This is a genomic window from Sphingomonas alpina (genome assembly GCF_014490665.1).
GTDB lineage: Bacteria > Pseudomonadota > Alphaproteobacteria > Sphingomonadales > Sphingomonadaceae > Sphingomonas > Sphingomonas alpina.
Window position 1 is genome coordinate 342,957 of sequence record NZ_CP061038.1, and the last position, 18,987, is coordinate 361,943.

General features: G+C 64.1%; 18 protein-coding genes. 9 read left to right on the top strand and 9 right to left on the bottom strand.

The window, feature by feature from the left end; all coding sequences use genetic code 11:
• The 6 genes from H3Z74_RS01500 to H3Z74_RS01525 all read left to right on the top strand — a co-directional run bounded on the left by H3Z74_RS01500 (window position 1) and on the right by H3Z74_RS01525 (window position 6,241).
• On the top strand, window positions 1–2,064 hold the full coding sequence (locus H3Z74_RS01500; RefSeq protein ID WP_187762267.1) for an alpha/beta hydrolase family protein: 2,064 nt from the start codon (window positions 1–3) through the stop codon (window positions 2,062–2,064).
• Window positions 2,065–2,160: 96 nt separating this feature from the next.
• Entirely contained in the window at window positions 2,161–2,922 is a 762-nt protein-coding gene (gene rutB, locus H3Z74_RS01505) for a pyrimidine utilization protein B (protein ID WP_187762268.1), read from the top strand.
• 115 nt (window positions 2,923–3,037) lie between these two features.
• Window positions 3,038–3,421 carry a pyrimidine utilization protein C gene (gene rutC / locus H3Z74_RS01510; protein ID WP_187762269.1) on the top strand — a complete coding sequence of 128 codons (384 nt, stop codon included), beginning with the start codon at window positions 3,038–3,040 and terminating at the stop codon, window positions 3,419–3,421.
• Between the two features lie 22 nt (window positions 3,422–3,443).
• On the top strand, window positions 3,444–4,169 hold the full coding sequence (gene rutD, locus H3Z74_RS01515) for a pyrimidine utilization protein D (protein WP_229726818.1): 726 nt from the start codon (window positions 3,444–3,446) through the stop codon (window positions 4,167–4,169).
• Window positions 4,170–4,222: 53 nt separating this feature from the next.
• A complete protein-coding gene (gene rutA / locus H3Z74_RS01520; protein WP_187762270.1) occupies window positions 4,223–5,287 on the top strand; it encodes a pyrimidine utilization protein A in 1,065 nt (354 codons plus the stop codon).
• 60 nt (window positions 5,288–5,347) lie between these two features.
• On the top strand, window positions 5,348–6,241 hold the full coding sequence (locus H3Z74_RS01525) for an alpha/beta hydrolase (RefSeq protein WP_187762271.1): 894 nt from the start codon (window positions 5,348–5,350) through the stop codon (window positions 6,239–6,241).
• Window positions 6,242–6,636: 395 nt separating this feature from the next.
• Here the strand turns inward: H3Z74_RS01525 and H3Z74_RS01530 are convergent, their stop codons facing one another.
• The gene (locus H3Z74_RS01530) at window positions 6,637–7,827 is read right to left on the bottom strand and encodes a Yip1 family protein (RefSeq protein ID WP_187762272.1); all 1,191 of its coding nucleotides are present in this window, start codon (window positions 7,825–7,827) and stop codon (window positions 6,637–6,639) included.
• Window positions 7,828–7,988: 161 nt separating this feature from the next.
• Between H3Z74_RS01530 and hslV the strand changes: the two genes are divergently transcribed.
• The 3 genes from hslV (at window position 7,989) to H3Z74_RS01545 (ending at window position 12,263) form a co-directional block, all read left to right on the top strand.
• Window positions 7,989–8,537, top strand: a complete 549-nt coding sequence (gene hslV / locus H3Z74_RS01535; RefSeq protein WP_187762273.1) for an ATP-dependent protease subunit HslV — start codon at window positions 7,989–7,991, stop codon at window positions 8,535–8,537.
• Between the two features lie 130 nt (window positions 8,538–8,667).
• Entirely contained in the window at window positions 8,668–9,963 is a 1,296-nt protein-coding gene (gene hslU / locus H3Z74_RS01540; RefSeq protein WP_187762274.1) for an ATP-dependent protease ATPase subunit HslU, read from the top strand.
• 182 nt (window positions 9,964–10,145) lie between these two features.
• Window positions 10,146–12,263 (top strand): S9 family peptidase, encoded by a 2,118-nt coding sequence (locus tag H3Z74_RS01545; RefSeq protein ID WP_187762275.1) that lies wholly within the window; start codon window positions 10,146–10,148, stop codon window positions 12,261–12,263.
• Window positions 12,264–12,449: 186 nt separating this feature from the next.
• Here the strand turns inward: H3Z74_RS01545 and H3Z74_RS01550 are convergent, their stop codons facing one another.
• The 8 genes from H3Z74_RS01550 to H3Z74_RS01585 all read right to left on the bottom strand — a co-directional run bounded on the left by H3Z74_RS01550 (window position 12,450) and on the right by H3Z74_RS01585 (window position 18,986).
• On the bottom strand, window positions 12,450–12,839 hold the full coding sequence (locus H3Z74_RS01550; protein ID WP_229726819.1) for a DUF6491 family protein: 390 nt from the start codon (window positions 12,837–12,839) through the stop codon (window positions 12,450–12,452).
• Between the two features lie 45 nt (window positions 12,840–12,884).
• Window positions 12,885–13,619 (bottom strand): hydroxyacylglutathione hydrolase, encoded by a 735-nt coding sequence (gene gloB, locus H3Z74_RS01555; protein ID WP_187762276.1) that lies wholly within the window; start codon window positions 13,617–13,619, stop codon window positions 12,885–12,887.
• Entirely contained in the window at window positions 13,616–14,668 is a 1,053-nt protein-coding gene (locus H3Z74_RS01560) for an NAD(P)H-dependent flavin oxidoreductase (RefSeq protein ID WP_187762277.1), read from the bottom strand. The genes gloB and H3Z74_RS01560 overlap by 4 nt, the downstream gene beginning before the upstream one ends.
• A 1-nt stretch (window position 14,669) precedes the next feature.
• On the bottom strand, window positions 14,670–15,083 hold the full coding sequence (locus H3Z74_RS01565; RefSeq protein WP_187762278.1) for a VOC family protein: 414 nt from the start codon (window positions 15,081–15,083) through the stop codon (window positions 14,670–14,672).
• Window positions 15,084–15,191: 108 nt separating this feature from the next.
• Window positions 15,192–15,971: a tetratricopeptide repeat protein gene (locus H3Z74_RS01570; protein ID WP_229726820.1), complete on the bottom strand. Its 780-nt coding sequence runs from the start codon at window positions 15,969–15,971 to the stop codon at window positions 15,192–15,194.
• Window positions 15,968–16,696: an alpha/beta hydrolase gene (locus H3Z74_RS01575; protein WP_187762279.1), complete on the bottom strand. Its 729-nt coding sequence runs from the start codon at window positions 16,694–16,696 to the stop codon at window positions 15,968–15,970. The genes H3Z74_RS01570 and H3Z74_RS01575 overlap by 4 nt, the downstream gene beginning before the upstream one ends.
• A gap of 107 nt (window positions 16,697–16,803) precedes the next feature.
• Window positions 16,804–18,000, bottom strand: coding sequence for a threonine ammonia-lyase (locus H3Z74_RS01580; protein WP_187762280.1), 1,197 nt, complete (start codon window positions 17,998–18,000; stop codon window positions 16,804–16,806).
• Window positions 18,001–18,050: 50 nt separating this feature from the next.
• Complete coding sequence (locus H3Z74_RS01585; RefSeq protein ID WP_229726821.1) at window positions 18,051–18,986, bottom strand: alpha/beta fold hydrolase; 936 nt, start codon at window positions 18,984–18,986, stop codon at window positions 18,051–18,053.
• Window position 18,987 lies beyond the last annotated feature (1 nt).

The following is an 18,987-nucleotide window of genomic DNA, read 5'->3' on the forward strand; positions in this document are numbered from 1 at the left end:
TTGCGCATTCCCTTTGCTCTCGCTCTGCTTCTCACCACCGCGCCGGTCGCCGCACAGACTCAGTCGCCCGCACCCGCGCCCGATGGTCCGTCTCGCGCCTTTACCGGGTCCGACCTGTTCGGCCTGTCGATCGCCGCCGATCCGCAGATCAGCCCTGATGGCCGCACCATCGTCTATGTCCGGCGCACCGGCGATGTGATGACCGATCGGATGCAGTCGTCGCTCTGGCTGATCGACGTCGCCACTGGGCGCCAGTCGCCGTTCGCAACGCAGGGATCGAGCCCGCGCTGGTCGCCCGACGGCACGCGCATCGCCTATGCCGCCGCCGATGGCGATCGCGGCCAGCTCTTCGTCCGCTGGATCGCGACCGGCGCCAGCGCGCGCGTGACCAGCCTGCCCGGCGATCCGAGCGCGCTCGCCTGGTCGCCCGACGGCACCCGGCTTGCCTATACCGCAACCGTGGCTGGGGAGGGGACGAAGCTCGGCAGCGCGCCGCCCAAGCCGGAGGGTGCCAAATGGGCCGAACCGCTCGAAGTGATCGACCGCGTCACCTACCGCGCCGACGGGCCCGGCTATATCAAGCCCGGCTATGACCATGTCTTTGTCGTCGCGGCGGATGGCGGTGCGGCGCGCCAGCTGACTTTTGGCCGGTTCGACGATGGCGGGCCGCTGTCCTGGACTCCCGATGGTGCCAGCCTGTTGTTCGCCGCGATCCGCGGGCCAAAGGCCGAGCGTGAGGTGATGAATTCGGATGTCATCGCGGTCGATGTCGCGACCGGCACGCTGCGCACCCTGACCAGTCGCGACGGCCCGGATGCGAGCCCGCGCATCTCGCCCGACGGCGCGCATGTCGCCTGGCTCGGCTTCGACGATACCCGGCGCAGTTATGAGAATACGCAACTCTATATCGGCGACCGCAACGCCACGTCGCCGCGCTCGCTCACCGCGTCGCTCGACCGCAGCATCGAGGATGCGGTGTGGGCTGCCGATAGCCGCAGCCTCTATGCCAGCTATGACGATCATGGGCAGCGCCGTGTCGTGCGCATCGGAGTCGATGGACGGGTCACCACGCTGGCCGACAATGTCTGGGGCGGGGGACTCGACCGGCCCTATACTGGCGGCGACTTCTCGGTCTCGCGCGGTGGCACCATCGCCTATACCGGCGGCGATGCGTCGGCGCCCGCCGATGTCTGGGTGACGACCGGTGGCAAACCGCGCCGCCTGACCAATCTCAATGCGGTGCTGACCGGCGCGAAGGCGCTGGCGCCGACCCGCAAGCTGAGCGTCACCGCACCCGATGGCCGCGCGATCGATGCCTGGATCGCGACTCCGCCGGGCCGTGCGCCGGGGCAGCGCGTGCCGCTGATCCTCGAAATCCATGGCGGGCCCAACAGCGCCTATGGCCCGGGTTTCGCGACCGATATGCAGCTCTATGCCGCGCATGGCTATGCGGTGCTGTGGACCAACCCGCGCGGTTCGACGTCCTATGGTGCGGAGTTCGCCAATCTGATCGACAAGAATTACCCGTCGGCGGACTATGACGACCTGATGGCGGCAGTCGATGCGGCGATCGCCGACGGCACCGCCGATCCCGACAATCTGTTCGTCACCGGCGGGTCGGGCGGGGGCGTGCTGACGGCGTGGATCGTCGGCAAGAACAATCGCTTCAAGGCGGCTGCGACACAGAAGCCGGTGATCAACTGGATCAGCGAGGCGCTGACCATGGACGCGACTCTGTTCACCTCGCGCTACTGGTTCAGCAAGCTGCCCTGGGAGGATCCGATGAGCTATTGGGCGCGCTCGCCGCTCAGCCTGGTCGGCAATGTGAAGACTCCGACCCTGGTGGTGGTCGGCAGCGACGATTACCGCACGCCGGTCAGCGAATCCGAGCAATATTATGCCGCGCTGCAGATCGCCGGCGTGCCGACCGCCTTGGTCAAGGTGCCCGGCGCCGGCCATGGCAGCATTGCTGCCCGGCCGTCCCAGTCCGCCGCCAAGGCCTCGGCGATCCTCGCCTGGTTCGACCGCTATCGCAAGGCGGCGCCCGCGACGGCGGCGCAATAGGCCGGATCGGCGCCAAGGGGGGTGGCAACGCCTCGCCCCTTGCGGGAGAGCGCTGCGCCCGTCACACTTGGCCGCTTCGACTGTAACGAGGTGCCGATGTCCGCAAACACGACCGTGAATTCGTCCCCGGCGGTCGAGGGCAAGCGCTACGTCACCTTGCCTGCGCGGCCCGAGCCGCTGCGCGTCGCGGTCGATGAAACCGCGATCGTCGTGATCGACATGCAGAACGCCTATGCCTCGCCCGGTGGTTATGTCGATCTTGCCGGCTTCGACATCTCCGGTGCGGCGGGCGCGATCGACCGGGTCGCGGCGGTGCTCGACACCGCGCGCAAAGCCGGTGTGCAGATCGTCTATCTGCAGAATGGCTGGGACCCGGACTATGCCGAAGCCGGCGGCCCCGGCTCGCCCAACTGGCATAAGTCCAACGCGCTGAAGACGATGCGTGCACGGCCCGAATTGCACGGGCAATTGCTCGCGCGCGGCGGCTGGGATTACGAGATCGTCGATGCGCTGACCCCGCAACCGGGCGATCTTCGCGTGCACAAGACGCGCTATTCCGCCTTCTTCAACTCGCAACTCGATAGCACGCTGCGCGCGCGCGGCATCCGCAACATCGTGTTCGTCGGCATCGCCACCAATGTCTGCGTCGAAAGCACGCTGCGCGACGGCTTCCATCTCGAATATTTCGGCGTGATGCTGGAGGATGCGACGCATCATCTCGGGCCGGACTATCTCCAGGCTGCGACCGTCTACAATGTCGAGAAATTCTTCGGCTGGGTTTCGACCGTGCCCGATTTCTGCGGCACGTTCGGGCAGATTGCCGACAGCGACCCAGCTACCACCATCCGTTCGCCCTGAGCTTGTCGGGCCGAAGGCGGCCTTAGGCCAACGGCTGTTCTTCTTCTCCGCAGATGTTGAGAAGAAAGAACGGTGCTTCGACAAGCTCAGCACGAACGGAAGATAGGAAGACCATATGCCCTTTACCCCGATCAACCCGCCGCAATTCCCCACCCCGATCGCACCCTATTCGGCCGGCGCCAGGGCAGGGAACACCGTCTATGTCTCGGGCGTGCTCGCGCTCGGCGAAGGCGGCGCGGTGCTGCATGTCGGTGATGCCGCGGCGCAGACCCGCCATATCCTCGACGTCATCAAGATCACGCTTGAGGCCGGCGGCGCGACGCTCGAGGACGTGGCGATGAACCATATCTTCCTCAAGGATCTGGCCGATTACGCCGCCTTCAATGCGGTCTATGCCGAATATTTCCCGGGTGCGAAGCCGGCGCGCTATTGCATCCGGTGCGATCTGGTGAAGCCCGATTGCCTGGTCGAAATCGCCAGCGTGGCGCACGTTTCGTGACGCAGCCCGCGAGGGGGCACTGATGGCCGAGGCCGCGGGTCTTTATTACGAAACCCATGGTTCACCGGGTGCGCCGCCGCTCATCCTGTCGTCGGGCATGGGCGGATCGGCAAGTTACTGGCGCCCGAACATTGCCGCGCTGGCGGAGCATTTCCACGTCATCGCCTATGATCATCGCGGCACCGGACGCTCGGATCGAACGGTCACGCCGCGCATCGAAAGCATCGGCGACGATATGCTCGTATTGATGGATGCGCTGAATATCCCGAGTGCCTCGATCATGGGGCACGCCATTGGCGGCATGGGCGGTCTCACGCTCGCGCTCGATGCGCCGGCACGGGTCGATCGGCTGGTGGTGGTCAATGGCTGGGGGCAGCCCGATCCCTATACCGCGCGCTGTTTCGACACGCGGCTGAGCCTGCTGCGTCATGGCGGCGTGCGCGACTATGTCCACGCCCAGCCGATCTTTCTCTATCCGCCGCAATGGATCTCCGATCATCACGCCGAACTGGAGCAGGAAGAGGCCGCGCATATCGCAGCCTTCCCCAAGGAAATGGTCGAGCAGCGTATCCTCGAAGCGGTGCGCTTCGACGTGATCGACCGCTTGGCGGAACTGATCGTGCCGACGCTTTTGCTCGCGAGCGAGGATGACGGACTGGTCCCGCCCGGCTGCTCGAAACGTCTCGGCGAAGCCATTCCCGGCGCCCGGCTCGAAACCATGAAATCGGGGGGCACGCGTGCAACGTGACTGATCCCGATACTTTCGACACACTCATTCTCGATTTTCTGAGGAGCTAAGCCATGCAGGTCGGAGTCTTCGTCCCCATCAACAATAATGGCTGGCTGATCAGCGAGAACGCGCCGCAATATATGCCGAGCTTCGATCTCAACAAGCAGATCGCCCAGAGCGCGGAGAAGCATGGGCTCGATTTCCTGCTCTCGATGATCAAGCTGCGCGGCTTTGGCGGCAAGACCGAATTCTGGGAATATGGCCTGGAAAGCTTCACGCTGATGGCCGGCCTCGCTGCGGTGACCGAGAAGATCAAGATCTACGCGACCTGCCCGACCCTGGTCATCCCGCCCGCCTTTGCCGCGCGGATGTGCAACACGATCGATTCGATCAGCCATGGGCGCTTCGGGCTGAACCTGATCACCGGGTGGCAACGGCCCGAATATAGCCAAATGGGTTTGTGGCCTGGCGATGAGCATTTCCGCAACCGCTATCAGATGCTTGATGAATATGCTCAGATTCTCCGTGAGTTATGGGAAACCGGCCGAAGCGATCTGAAGGGCCAATATTACCAGATGGACGATTGTCTCGTCCGCCCCAAGCCCGAAGGTGATATGAAGATCATCTGTGCGGGCAGCTCGGACGAAGGGCTCGCCTTCTCGGCCAAATGGGCGGATTACGCTTTCTGCCTCGGCAAGGGCGTCAACACGCCGACCGCTTTCTCTTCGAACAATGCACGCCTCGCCGCTGCGACTGCGAAGACCGGACGCGACGTGTCGATCTTCGTGCTGGTGATGATCATCGCCGACGAAACCGACGAAGCGGCGATGGCGAAGTGGAAAAGCTATAATGACGGCGTCGATATCGACGCGATCTCCTGGCTCGCCGAACAGGGGGCGGCCGACAAGCACAACGCCTCCACCAATGTCCGCCAGCTCGCCGCACCGGAGGGTGCGGTCAATATCAACATGGGTACTTTGGTCGGCAGCTACAAAAGCGTCGCGCGAATGCTCGACGAGATGGCGGAAGTGCCCAATACCGGCGGTGTGCTGCTGACCTTCGACGATTTCGTCGAAGGAGTGGAGGCGTTCGGCACGCGGATTCAACCGCTGATGAAGAGCCGGAATAAGGGGTAGGCCCCCCGTCATCCATAGGGGCTTCCCTTTTTAAAAAGGGGCAGAGATGAGGAGCAACCGATGTCGATCTGGATCAAGCTATTGATCGTCATTGCTGTGATCGGATTGACCCTCGGCCTGGTCCTGTTCTTCGCCTCACCGCCGGCCGTGCTCAATTTCATCAATTCGCACACGCCCGGCGACAGCAACGCTGAAAAGGTCGCAAACGGCATCCCATATGGCGCGGAGCCGGCGCAGAAGCTCGATGTGTGGGCACCGAAGGACCGTGCCGAGGCAACTCCATTGCCCGTCGTGATCTTCTATTATGGCGGTGGCTGGGTGAAGGGGTCGCGCGGTGAATATGGCTTTGCCGGCCGCGCCTTTGCCGCGCAGGGCTTTATCGCGGTCGTCCCGGATTATCGGCTGGTGCCGGGCGTGCGCTTCCCGGTGTTCGTCCAGGACAGCGCGCTGGCGGTCAAATGGGTGCGTGACAATATCGCGCGCTATGGCGGCGATCCCAAGCGGATCACGCTGTCGGGACATTCGGCCGGCGCGTACAACGCGGCTATGGTCGCGCTCGACCGGCACTGGCTGGCCGATATCGGCGTCGATCCCGGCATCGTCCGCGCCGCCGCGTTGCTCGCGGGGCCCTATGACTTCTATCCGTTCGACAAGCCGCGCAGCATCGCTGCGATGAGCCATTGGCCGCGCCCGCTGGAAACTCAGCCGATCCAGTTCGCCCGCGCCGATGCTCCGCCCTTATGGCTCGCGGCGGGCACGGCCGATGACGTGGTGCAGCCCTATAATGCCGAACACCTGGCAAGGAAGCTGCAAGGGCTGGGCGCGCCGGTGACGCTGCGGCTCTATCCCGGCAAGAGCCACAACGACCTGGTCATGGGTCTGTCAAAACCGTTTCGCGGCCGCGCGCCGACGCTGCGGGAAAGCAGTGATTTCCTGAAGGCGAATTCGCGCTAGCTCGGCCTCGCCCGGACGCGATGGCCCCGGAAACGATTTTCCGAAAAACGATTCAATATCGAAACCGGTTCATGGCAGCACAGTGCCAGACGAAACGCGGTTGGGCGTTTCGTCCGCTCTTTCTCATGACTGGAAATCTGCAATGCCGGTGCTGGCTGTTCCGGTGAAAACAGCCAGCATCGCTGGCTGTTACCTGGCTGTTATGCTGGCTGATACCTGGCTGTTATTCGATAACAGCCAGCCATGCACAAATGATTGAAAATAAACCAAAATCTTGCCGAAAAATCCGACTTAACAGCCAGCAAAAAAACAGTTTCGCGATAACAGCCAGGAACAGCCAGCGAAGCGGTGCAAATGATGCAGGTAGAGCGCCGTGCGTCCGGCCGGACGTCGGCCTAGTTCGCCGACGCTGCCAGCTTGCTCGTGTCGATCGCGGCCACGGCCGCTTTCAGCGTCGCGATATCGGTGACATTGCCTTCGGCGGTGACAAGGAAGCGGCTCCCGGCCATGGTCTCATACTTGCCGCGCTTATCGGTGGTATCCCATTTCTCGGTCACCATTGCGCCGCCGACCATCTCGGTCTTTTCGTAACCGGTCGAGGTCTGCTTGCTCGACTGGACATTCAATGCCCCGCCGAGCGTCGCAAGCGATCCGAGCGCCGCCATATCGGCGACCGACAAGGTGAATTGCTGGTCGCCCGCGCTATACTTGCCTTCGGCCCGGCTGCCGCCGATGCCGGCCGCGCCGCCGCTGGTTGATTCCGTGTCGCCACGCGTAAAGCCGGCGACCGATGCCGGGAGCAGCGCCTGCAACGTGGCCGCTGGCACCGCGTTGGTCTTGCCGCTGGCGGCGTCGGCCTGCATCCGCGCGCCCGCAGCCTCCATCTTCTTGCTGGCTTCCTCGAGCTTGCCGAGATCGAGCTTGCCGACGCCGGGAACCTCCATGGTACCGCTCGTCGTTCCAGCACTGGCGCTGATCAATGGCCGAGCGACCTGTGAAGAAATCGCCGCCGCAACCCCGCCAATGATGAGGTACACGACCACGGTAACCACCATGGTGACGATGACATAGGGCACGGCCTTATCGGCAGGCGCTTTCATCAGCTTCGGCAGGCCGATCCACAGCAGGTACAGGCTGTACAGGCCGAGCAGGCCGAGGAACGTGAGTGCCGGAACGATCTGGAATATACCGGCCAGCCAGCCCGCGGTCGCGCTGAATGCCGCGACCTTCAGCGCAGATACCGGATTCTTGGTCGCGCCGAAGCTTGGCGCGAGCGCATCGATGATCAGCGCCAGCACATAGGTGCCGGCCAGCGCCAATGCATAGCCGATCACCGCCGTGGTCAGCGCGCTGGTGATCGATGGGCGATAGGTGATGCCGAAAGCCCCATAGCCGAACACCAATGATCCGATCAGCCCAGCCACCGGGCCGATTGCCGCGAGCGGCACCACCCAGCCGGTGAAGATGCCCTTGACCGTCATCGGCTCGCTGTCGATGCGGTCCCATTCCGCCGCCGGTGTCAGCAACAATCGCTTGATCCGGTTCACCATGCCTGCGGGTTCATTGTCTGGAAGCTGTGTCGCCATGATCGACCCCCTGTCGGTTTCATTCAAAACGTCGGTTTCATTCAAAACGTCGGATTTTCCCAAAACAGATGCTATCGGCATTCCCGGCGAAAGATAGGATCAAGGCGACATTCGCGGCTTGTCGATTGCGCGAACGCCAAACGCCTCCCATATCCGCCGCCATGAGCGATACCATGACGTGGCACGGCACGACAATTCTCTCCGTGCGCCGGAACGGCAAAGTCGTCGTCGCGGGCGATGGCCAGGTCTCGATGGGCCAGACCGTGATGAAACCCAATGCGAAGAAGGTCCGCCGCCTTGGCGACGGGTCGGTGATCGGCGGCTTTGCCGGTGCGACCGCCGATGCCTTCACCTTGTTCGAACGCCTCGAACGCAAGCTCGAACAGCATCATGGGCAATTGCTCCGTGCCGCGGTCGAACTGGCCAAGGACTGGCGCACCGACAAATATCTCCGCAACCTGGAGGCGATGATGATCGTCGCCGACAAGGAAGTGACGCTGATCCTGACCGGCAATGGCGATGTGCTTGAGCCGGAGGCCGGCGTCGCGGCGATCGGGTCGGGCGGCAACTATGCCCTCGCCGCCGCTCGCGCGCTGGTCGATTACGAACAGGATGCCGAGACGATCTGCCGCAAGGCGATGGCGATTGCGGCTGAGGTCTGCGTTTACACCAATGACCGGCTGACCGTGGAAACGCTGGAGACGGCCTGATCTTCTTCCCCTCCCGCTTGCGGGAGGGGATTGAGGGGTGGGCTCCCGATCTCCCCCAACACTGACTTATCGGGTGAGCGCGAGCCCACCCCCGGCCCCTCCCGCCAGCGGGAGGGGAGAAGAGAGAAAAATGAACGACGCACTGACACCCAAAGCCATTGTCGCCGCACTCGACGAGCACATCATCGGCCAGCGCGACGCCAAGCGCGCGGTTGCCGTCGCACTGCGCAACCGCTGGCGCCGCCAACGCCTCGGCGCCGATCTGCGCGACGAGGTTTCCCCCAAGAACATCCTGATGATCGGCCCCACCGGTTGCGGCAAGACCGAGATCAGCCGCCGTCTCGCCAAGCTCGCCGATGCCCCGTTCATCAAGGTGGAGGCGACCAAGTTCACTGAAGTCGGCTATGTCGGCCGCGATGTGGAGCAGATCGCGCGCGACCTGGTCGAGGAGGCGGTACGGCTCGAAAAGGAACGCCGCCGCATCGCGGTAAAGGACAAGGCCGAAGAAGCGGCGATGGTCCGCCTGCTCGACGCACTGACCGGCAAGGGCGCCAGCGAGGCGACGCGCGAGGCGTTCCGCCAGCGCATGGCCGACGGGCATCTCGACAATACCGAGATCGAGATTGAGCTCGAGGCGCAGGCGCAGATGCCGTTCGAAGTGCCCGGCCAGATGGGCATGATCAATTTGAGCGAGATGATGGGCAAGGCGCTGGGCGGCAATCAGCTCAAGCGCCGCAAGCTCACCGTGCCCAATGCATGGGAGAAGCTGGTCGAGGAAGAGGCCGACAAAAGGCTCGACCAGGAAGAGGTCAGCCGCACGGCGCTCGCCGATGCCGAGGCCAATGGCATCGTGTTCCTTGACGAGATCGACAAGATCGCGGTCAGCGAACAGCGCGGCGGGGCGAGCGTCAGCCGTGAGGGCGTGCAGCGCGACCTGTTGCCGCTGATCGAGGGCACCACGGTCGCGACCAAATATGGGCCGATGAAAACCGACCATATCCTGTTCATCGCCAGCGGCGCTTTCCATGTCGCGAAGCCCAGCGACCTGCTGCCCGAACTGCAGGGCCGCCTGCCGATCCGGGTCGAGCTGAAGGCGCTGACCGAGGCGGATTTCGTCGCGATCCTGAGCGACACCAAAGCGTCGCTGCCGCAGCAATACAAGGCGCTGATCGCGACCGAGGGCGTGACCGTCAACTTCACCGAGGACGGCATCGCCGCCGTCGCGAAGATCGCCGCGGAAGTGAATGGCGAGATCGAGAATATCGGTGCGCGCCGGCTGCAGACGGTGATGGAGAAACTGCTCGAGGAAGTGAGTTTCACCGCTGAGGATCGTGGTGGCGAGACCGTGGTGGTCGACGCCGCCTATGTCGAGAGCCAGCTGGCGAGCATCGCGCGCAATACGGATCTCAGCCGCTTCGTGCTTTGAGCTGCTCCCCGGCGAAGGCCGGGGCCCAGTTGAGGAACAAGTGGTAGTCAGGCGCCGGCCCTCATTACCTCTGCCATCGCAACTGGGCCCCGGCCTTCGCCGGGGAACATGTTTGTCAGCGGCGCTTCCGCTTTCCCGATCCCCACGCTAGCCTCCCGCAAATTCCGCATCGGGAGTCGTTCGTGAAGCATCCATTTGTCGCACTGAGTCTGGCCGCCGCCCTCACGTCCCCCGCCATCGCACAGGACGCATCCAAGCCCCCCGTCGCCGCGAAGAAGCCGCATGAGATCAAGGCGCCGTTCGGGGCCACCCGCCAGGACGACTATTATTGGCTGCGCGACGACACGCGCAAAAACCCTGACATGCTCGCCTATATCAAGGCCGAGAATGATTATGCCGACACCATCCTCGCGCCGACCAAGAAGCTGCAGGATACGATCTACAATGAGGTTATCGGGCGCATCAAACAGGATGACAGCTCGGTTCCTTATCTGAAGAACGGCTATTATTATTATACGCGCTTCGACACTGGCGCCGATTATCCGGTCGCCGCGCGGCGCAAGGGCAGCATGGACGCGCCGGAGGAAGTGCTGCTCGACCAGCCGAAGCTCGCGGCGGGCAAGGGCTTCTTCCAGACCGCCTCACGCACTGTCAGCCCCGACAACACACTGCTCGCCTGGGCCGAAGACACCGTGGGCCGGCGCCAATATGTGCTCAAGGTGAAGAATATCGCGACCGGCGAACTGCTCGCCGACACGGTTCCGAACGTCGAGGCCAATCTCGTCTGGGGCGACGACAACAGGACCATCTTCTATATCGAGAAGGACCCGATCACGCTGCTGAGCAAGCGGGTCAAGGCGCACGTCCTGGGTACGCCCGCCTCGGCCGATCGGCTGGTTTATGAGGAGAAGGACGACAGCTTCTATATGGGGCTGGGACGCACATCCGATGACGCTTATGTCTGCATCACGCTGCAAAGCACGGTCAGCAACGAACAGCGCTGCGCCGGTGCCAAAGCGCCGACCGACTTTGCCGTCCTCGCGCCGCGCGAGCGCGACGTCCGCTACGATGCGGACCATATCGATGGCCGCTGGATCGTGCGCACCGACTGGAAGGCGCCCAATTATCGTCTGATGACCGTCGCGGATGCGAAGGCCAACGGCACGCGCGCCGTCTGGGCCGATCTCGTACCGGTCGACCCGGCGGTCTTCATCGAAGGTTTCAAGCCGTTCCACGGTTTCCTGGCGATCGAGGAACGATCGGGCGGCAACAAAAGGCTGCGCATGCTCGCCAATGCCGGCAAGAGCAGCTTCGTCAACTCCGACGAGCCCGCCTATGCGATGGCGATCGACGTCAATGAGGAAACCGACACGCCCTGGCTGCGCTATACCTATAATTCGCTGACCACGCCGACCACCACCTATGAGGTGAATGCCACCACCGGCGAACGCCGCGTGCTCAAGGTGCAGCCCGTGCCGGGATACGACGCGACCCGATATGTCACCGAACGCGTGTGGGTGCCGGCGCGCGACGGCACCAAAGTGCCGGTCAGCCTGGTCTATAAGAAAGGCTTTAAGAAGGACGGCACCGCCGCGATGTTGCAATATGGCTATGGCAGCTATGGCGCGTCGATGGATCCGGGCTTCTCGATCCAGACCGTCAGCCTGCTCGATCGCGGCATGGTCTATGCTCTGGCGCATATCCGCGGCGGACAGGAAATGGGCCGCAAATGGTATGACGACGGCCATTTGATGAACAAGAAGAACAGCTTCACCGACTTCATCGATGTCACCCGCTACCTTGTCGCGCACAAATATGCCGCCAAGGGCCGGGTTGCCGCCCTGGGCGGTAGCGCCGGCGGGCTGCTGATGGGCGCGGTCGCCAATATGGCGCCGGGCGACTATCGCGCAATCGTCGCGCAGGTGCCGTTCGTTGATGTGGTGACGACGATGCTCGACGCCAGCATCCCGCTGACCACCAACGAATATGACGAATGGGGCAATCCGGCGAAGAAGCCGGCCTATGATTATATGCTGAGCTATTCGCCCTATGACCAAGTCAAGGCACAGGCCTATCCGGCGTTGTTCGTGGGCACCGGCCTGTGGGATTCGCAGGTGCAATATTATGAACCGGCGAAATGGGTCGCAAAGCTGCGCGCAACTGCCACAAGCACATATCCGCTGGTGTTCCGCACCAATATGGAGGCTGGGCATGGCGGCAAATCCGGCCGCTTCCAGCGCTATCGCGACTCCGCCGAATATAATGCGTTCATGCTCACCCAGCTGGGCGTGACGCCTTAGGATCGGTCGACATTCAGCGATGGGCGCGTTGAGCCGATGCTGATTCGGCGCGGTCATGAATCATGAAAGGTGGTGGCGGGCGAGAGGCCATGCGGTCTCCCGCCCCGCTCTTTGACATGACTGGAAAAAACCTCGTCCTGCTCGCCGACTGTTTCAGCGGCCCAGCCCGACTGAATGGCGATGGCGCTAATTCCCGGGTTTCTCATAGGGCACGAAATCGCCGAGCCGGCATGTCGGGCCGCGAATGCCTGAACTGCGATCGACCATATCGAATGTGTCGCCCCTGCAGACCTGGCTGCCGAACAGTTTGAATACCGGAATGCTGTCGGACCTCATGCCCGAACAGGCATAGGCCAGGGTGTTGACCCAGTAACGCCGCTCGGACTGGCGATACACCAGTGTGCGGTCGCCGATGAATTGCGGACTGCCGAGCTGAATATCGTCCAGGCACTGCTTCGGCGCGCCGGCAACGCGGCCGGCCAGCGTCTTGGCGAGTTCGGCGTCACTCTCCGCGCGGCTATCGGCGGTGGTAGCGCAGGCAACCAGCGCTAGTGGGGCGAGCAACAAGATACGCATGGCCATTCTCCGTGACTCCGATTGCCCCGGCCCGTCATAGCAGAATCAGCCGCGAAACGCATCCTTGGCAGCTCGTCGATCGGCCAGTTCCTCGGCAGATGAGGCGCGTAGAAAGGGGTTGGTCGCTTGTTCCAGTGCGATCGTCGTCGGCACGGTCGGTTCACCCGACGCGCGCGCCGCATCGACGCTCACCATGCGTTCGATGATCGCCGCATTGCCCGGTTCGGCGGCGCGCGCGAAGCGGCCGTTCGACTGGGTATATTCATGCGCGCAATAGACGATCGTCGCCGCCGGCAGGGCTGCGAGGCGTTGCATATTGGCGAACATCTGCGCGGCATCGCCCTCGAACAACCGGCCGCAGCCCATTGCGAACAGCGTGTCCCCGGTGAAGACGATCGCGTCACCAGGGAAATGGAAAGTGATGTGCCCGGCGGTATGTCCCGGTGTTTCCAGCACCGTCGCGACATGCCCGCCGAGCGTCACCGTATCGCCTTCACCGACCGCGACGTCGAGCGTCGGGATGCGCGCGGCTTCCGCTGCTGGACCGGTCACCACGGCGCCATGCGCTTCCTTGATCGCGGCATTGCCGCCGGTGTGGTCGGGGTGCCAATGCGTGTTCCAGATCGCCCCGATCCGCCACCCGCGCCTGTCCGCTTCGGCCAGCACCGGCGCTGCCTCGGCGGGGTCGACGACCATCGTCTCATCCGAAACCGGGTCATGGACCAGCCAGATATAATTGTCGCTCAGCGCCGTGACGCGCACGATTTCGAGGTCGGTCATGAATGGCTCCGATAATTAAGCGCCGCGCTGCCGAGGCGGCGCGTAACATCGCCGGCCGACTCGGCGCGGGCATGCGTCACGCCGTCACCGGCCCAAAGCGGGGAGAAATCGCCGCGCCCCTCGCTTTCCGCCTTGGCGCGCAGTGGTGCAAGCGCGGCGCTGGCATAGGGGAAGGGCGGGGCAAGATCGCTGATCGGGCCGAGCGCATCGGTCAGCCGGTTGCGCAGTCCGCCCGCCACACCACCGCTGAACAGGTTCGTGGCAATCAGGTCGCCCGGATAGGCCGTCTCGATCCGCCGGCGATGCACCGCGCTGGTCCATGCCTCGGGCGTCAGCAGATAGGCAGTGCCGACCTGTATCGCGGCGGCGCCATTCGCCATCGCGGCCGAAACGCCTATCGCATCGGCAATCCCGCCGGCCGCGATCACCGGCACGTCGACCGCCGCGACGATCTCCGGCAGGATTTCTTCAAGTGGCCGGGAGCGATATCCGTCAAGGAAATATCCCGCATGACCGCCGGCCTCCCGGCCTTGCACGATGATTGCGTCACAGCCTTGCGCCGCCAGATGATGCGCCTCGGCCAATGTCGTCGCATTGCCGAAAATCAGCGTCCCCATGGCACGCACCCGCGCAAGCAGCGCCTCGTCGGGCAGGCCGAAGTGGAAGCTGACGATCTCCGGTCGCGCTTGTTCGACTGCCTCAGCCATTGCTGCATCGAACGGCCGCCGCAGTGGTGGAGATCCGGTCGGCGGTGCGACGCCCTCCTCGGCATAAAAGGGCGCGAGTGTGGTGCGCCACACCGTCTCGTCCGGCTGCGGGCCGAGCGTGTGACAAAAGAAATTGAGGTTGAGCGGTCCGGTGGCCGCGGCGCGGATCGCCGCCACTTCAATCCCTACTGTCGCAGCGTCGAGCACCGCGCAGGCGAGCGACCCGACCCCGCCCGCGCCGATCGCCGCGATCGCCAGCTCTCGCCCGGCGAAATTGGCCATCGGCGCCTGGACGATCGGCAATCGTGCGCCGGTCAATTCCAGAAGGCCGGCGGCAGTCATCTTACCACTCACCGGTGTTCGGCATTGAGACCCAGGGCTCGGCCGGCGGCAGCACACCGTCCTGCAGCAATTCGACCGAGATATTGTCGGGCGTACGCACGAACGCCATGTGCCCGTCGCGCGGCGGGCGATTGATCGTCACCCCGGCGTCCATCAACCGCTGGCAGGTTTCGTAGATATTATCGACGCGATAGGCGAGGTGACCGAAATTGCGCCCGCCCGAATAGTCCTCCGGGTCCCAGTTATGCGTCAGTTCGACTTGCGCATCCTCATCGCCGGGGGCGGCGAGGAAGATCAGCGTGAAGCGCCCCTTCTCGCTGTCCATCCGCCGCACTTCCTTCAGCCCGAGCAGGTTGAAGAACGTCACCGTCGCATCCGGATCGGTCACGCGGATCATGGTGTGGAGATATTTCACAAGGGCTGCTCCTGCTGGCGTCGCCCCCCAGATAGGGCGCGCGCAGGCATCCCGCAATTTGGCCCCTGCGATTCCGGCGAGAATCGAGCTGTAGATTCAGCGAGAGATTCAGGGAGTGATGGGCGGAGCGAACTGCATCAGCGCGGCCTTGGCGGCGATTCCAGCGTCACCCTGGGGGGCGATCGACACGGCCTGGTTCCAGGCGGCCTTGGCGCCCGCTTCGTCGCCGGCGAGCGCAGCGATGTTCCCCGCCTCGAGCTGCACCGAGGCATCGTCCCCCGACCGCCGCAGCGCCTCGGCAATATCCTTCTTCGCGCGCGGCAGGTCGTCCATGCGCCGCGCCAGCGTCGCCGAGAGCAGCCAGGCCAGCGGATCGGCGGCGGCATCGACCACCGCCTGGTCGAGATCGCTACGCGCGCCGGCCAGATCCTTGCTCGCGACCTGCGCCCGCGCACGGTCGAGATACGCCTCGCCCCGCTGCAGCCCGGTCAACGTGCCCGCCGCCAAAGCCGCGTCGAGCGCGGCGCGCGCCTTGCCCGGATCCTTGGCAGCAAGCCAGGCATTGCCGCCTTGCGCCCAGTAAAGCGCCGCACGCCGGTCCTTGGCGAGCTCGGCCGCGCGGGCCGCGCCCTCGAATTCGGCCGCTGCGGCGCCCCATTTCTCGGTGTTGGTATAGGCGATGCCCAGGCATTGCTGCGCCAGGAACCCACCGCCTGCCAATTGCCAGCGACCGGCTTCCTCGGCGGCGGCATCCGGATTCTTGGTCGCCTGGTCGAGGCAGCGCGCGGAGCGCTCCTCGGCCGTGGAGGGCGGACCCGCCAGCGGAACTGCAGGAGGCTGGACAGCAGGAGACTGGGCGGTGGCGAGCAACAGCAGGGGCAGGATCATAGGCGCGATATCACATCCTCGACCGCCTTGATCAGCAGCGCGATATCAGCGTCGCGCGACAGGCGGTGGTCGCCATCCTTGATCAACAGCGTCTGCACATCGGCTGAACGGATCAGCTCGGCAAGCCGTGCGGTGCGTGTCCAGGGCACGTCGCGATCGGACTGACCCTGCAACAGCCGCACCGGGCAATCGACCGCAATCGCGCCGAACATCAGCCGGTTCGCCTCGCCCGAATTCCAGAACGCGGCAGTGGTGACGGTCGGCTGGTCCGAATAGGGCGACACGCGCGAAACCTTGCCGCCCGACAGGATCGCCAGCTTCTCGTCGGTGGTGAAGCCCCAGTCGGTGAAATCTGGTGCAGGAGCGACGCCGATCAGCCCTGCCACCAGCTCGGGCCGGTCGCGCGCCACCAGCAGCATGATCCATCCGCCCATCGACGACCCGACCAGCACAGCGGGGCCATTGGCCAGTTGCTCGATCATCGACAGGGCATCGTCGCGCCATCCGGCCAGCGTCTGGTCTTCGAACGCGCCTTCACTCTGCCCGCAGCCGCCATAATCGAAACGCAGGAACGCGCGTCCGCTTGCCTTTGCCCATGCCTCCAGCGCCAGCGCCTTGGCCCCAGTCATGTCGGAGGCATAGCCTGGCAGGAACACCGTCATCGGGCCGGTGCCTTCGGTCAGATAATAAGCGAGCGCGGGGCGAGGTGGGGCGGGGGCATTCATGCGGTGCCCCTTAGAGGATGTCGCGGGCGAATTGAATTCCCTTATCCCTGGTCACACGCGGGATTTGTCTCGAAAAGGGTCCTCGGCCGAGTGCTCATTGCTCGAGGTTACACACGCGTGACGGCATAATGCTCCTGAAGTAAGCTGACGACTGCCTCGCTGTGCGTCGCATCGCGCGCTTCGAACATGACTTCGAGACGTGCCGCCTGAACGTTCGGCGCCGTGAACAGGCGGTGGTGCGATACCTCGATGATGTTCGCACCGGCCTGGCCGATGCGAGTCGCGATCTCGCCCAGAACGCCGGGCCGGTCCGGAATGTCGAGCACGAGCCGCATGATTCGTCCGTCGCGGATCATGACTCGCTGCAGCACATTGGCCAGCGCCCGATTGTCGATGTTCGCACCGCAAATCGGGATGCCGACCCGGCGGCCCCGGAACAGCTCCGGGTGCGCCAGCAGCGCAGCGACGCCAGCTGCGCCCGCGCCTTCGGCAACGATCTTGACCTCTTCCGCGAGCAGGGCGATCGCGTTCTCGATCACATGCTCGGGGACAGTGATCACCTGTTTCACCAATTGCCGGGCGATCTCGATCGGGCGGCGTCCGACGTCGCGCACGGCGATCCCCTCGGCGATGGTGCTCCCGCCGACACTCACCGGATCACCGCCCAGTTCCTGGGCCATGGCGGCATAGCTTTCCACCTCGACACCAAAGACATCGATCTTTCGTCCGGCACCCTGCGCGGCAAGCGCCGATCCTGCCAATAATCCGCCACCGCCCACAGGAATGGCGAGCGTGTCGAGCTCAGGCACATCCTCGATCAGTTCGAGCGCGAGCGTGCCCTGGCCGGCGATGATCGCGTCATCGTCATAAGGATGAATGAAAACGAGACCCTGATTCTCCGCACAGGCTCGTGCATGCGCGGCCGCATCGGCGAGCGTGGCGCCGTGCAGCACGACCTCGGCGCCCCATTTGGACGTCCGCGTCACCTTGGTCGCCGGGGTAAAGGCCGGCATTACGATCACCGCGCGAATATCGAGAAGTGCAGCATGCCGCGCGACGGCCTGGGCATGATTGCCCGCCGACATCGCAACCACCCCGGCAGCGCGCTCCTCCGGCGTCAGCAGCGCGAGACGATTGGCGGCGCCACGTTCCTTGAAAGCGCCGGTGACCTGCAGCGTATCAAGCTTCAGCCATACATCCGCGCCGGTCAGCCGGCTGATCGCATCGCTGCGGACGACCGGCGTGCGTACGACTTTTCCGGCAATCCGCTCGGCGGCAGCTCTTACGTCATCAAAACCAATCATCAGCCGCCTGCTCCCGCTCCAGCCCCATCTCGCTGCCTGCCATAGCGGCGTCAGCGCGCGTCGGCGAACCCCTTCAATGCGGTCATGAATGCCTCGGGCTGATCGAGCATCACGAAATGCGCGGCATCGCCGATATCGACATAGCTGACGCTAGGCGCGGCCTTGTACACGCCCTGATACAGCGCATCGGCGCGCACCTTGGGAATGCCGGTATCGGACCAGGGATAGAGGATGGTCAGCGGCGTCCGGATCGTGGCCAGATCGGGGCGCAGGTCAGTGGTCAGATCCTCGTACAGCGCCTGGCCGCTGACGCGCGAATCCGCCGCCAGAATCCATGCCTTTACCTTGGCGCGCGATTCCGGCTTCAGCGCCAGGCCATTGGCGGTCCGCTCGGCATTGGCTTCATTGACCGGCTTGCCATAGGCGGCGGCCATCTGGTCGCGGATCATCTTCGCTTGCGGTTCCATCGCCGCGACCGTCGCATTCGGATTGAAGATCAGCCCGACATAGGGAAGCGAATCCACGATTAGCGCTCGAGAGACGTCGCCGGAATGCGCCTTGGCCATCATCAGCGCGACCAGCCCGCCCATCGAATGACCGACCATCGGTGCGCTGCCGATCTTCTCCTTGGTGATAAAGGCATTCAGATCCTCGACAATCCCGTCGAGCATGCCGGGCTTCAGGTTGCCGCGCGGATCGTCGCCAGCAAAGCCGTTGACCTGCACCAGATAGACGCGGTGTGTCTTGGCCAGTTCGGGCGCCACGCCATCCCATACGGCCCGCGGGCTGGACAGGCCGGGGATCAGGAAGATGGCAGGACCCTTGCCGCTTGCCTGGATCGAGATGTGTTCCATCTGCGTCATGGCTGGAACAACCTGGGCCGAGGTGCTGGCTACCGGAGTCCGGGCACGGCCGGCGCCGGGGTGCAGGATGACCAGCATCAAGACGGCACTGGCGAGAATACGGGCTTTGAAATGAGTGATCACG

Excerpts from the sequence above, each read along its gene's own strand:
- rutB (WP_187762268.1), top strand. The coding sequence starts at position 2,161 with ATGTCCGCAAACACGACCGTGAATTCGTCCCCGGCGGTCGAGGGCAAG.
- rutC (WP_187762269.1), top strand. The coding sequence starts at position 3,038 with ATGCCCTTTACCCCGATCAACCCGCCGCAATTCCCCACCCCGATCGCA.
- rutD (WP_229726818.1), top strand. The coding sequence starts at position 3,444 with ATGGCCGAGGCCGCGGGTCTTTATTACGAAACCCATGGTTCACCGGGT.
- rutA (WP_187762270.1), top strand. The coding sequence starts at position 4,223 with ATGCAGGTCGGAGTCTTCGTCCCCATCAACAATAATGGCTGGCTGATC.
- H3Z74_RS01525 (WP_187762271.1), top strand. The coding sequence starts at position 5,348 with ATGTCGATCTGGATCAAGCTATTGATCGTCATTGCTGTGATCGGATTG.
- H3Z74_RS01530 (WP_187762272.1), bottom strand. The coding sequence starts at position 7,827 with ATGGCGACACAGCTTCCAGACAATGAACCCGCAGGCATGGTGAACCGG.
- hslV (WP_187762273.1), top strand. The coding sequence starts at position 7,989 with ATGAGCGATACCATGACGTGGCACGGCACGACAATTCTCTCCGTGCGC.
- hslU (WP_187762274.1), top strand. The coding sequence starts at position 8,668 with ATGAACGACGCACTGACACCCAAAGCCATTGTCGCCGCACTCGACGAG.
- H3Z74_RS01550 (WP_229726819.1), bottom strand. The coding sequence starts at position 12,839 with ATGCGTATCTTGTTGCTCGCCCCACTAGCGCTGGTTGCCTGCGCTACC.
- gloB (WP_187762276.1), bottom strand. The coding sequence starts at position 13,619 with ATGACCGACCTCGAAATCGTGCGCGTCACGGCGCTGAGCGACAATTAT.
- H3Z74_RS01560 (WP_187762277.1), bottom strand. The coding sequence starts at position 14,668 with ATGACTGCCGCCGGCCTTCTGGAATTGACCGGCGCACGATTGCCGATC.
- H3Z74_RS01570 (WP_229726820.1), bottom strand. The coding sequence starts at position 15,971 with ATGATCCTGCCCCTGCTGTTGCTCGCCACCGCCCAGTCTCCTGCTGTC.
- H3Z74_RS01575 (WP_187762279.1), bottom strand. The coding sequence starts at position 16,696 with ATGAATGCCCCCGCCCCACCTCGCCCCGCGCTCGCTTATTATCTGACC.
- H3Z74_RS01580 (WP_187762280.1), bottom strand. The coding sequence starts at position 18,000 with ATGATTGGTTTTGATGACGTAAGAGCTGCCGCCGAGCGGATTGCCGGA.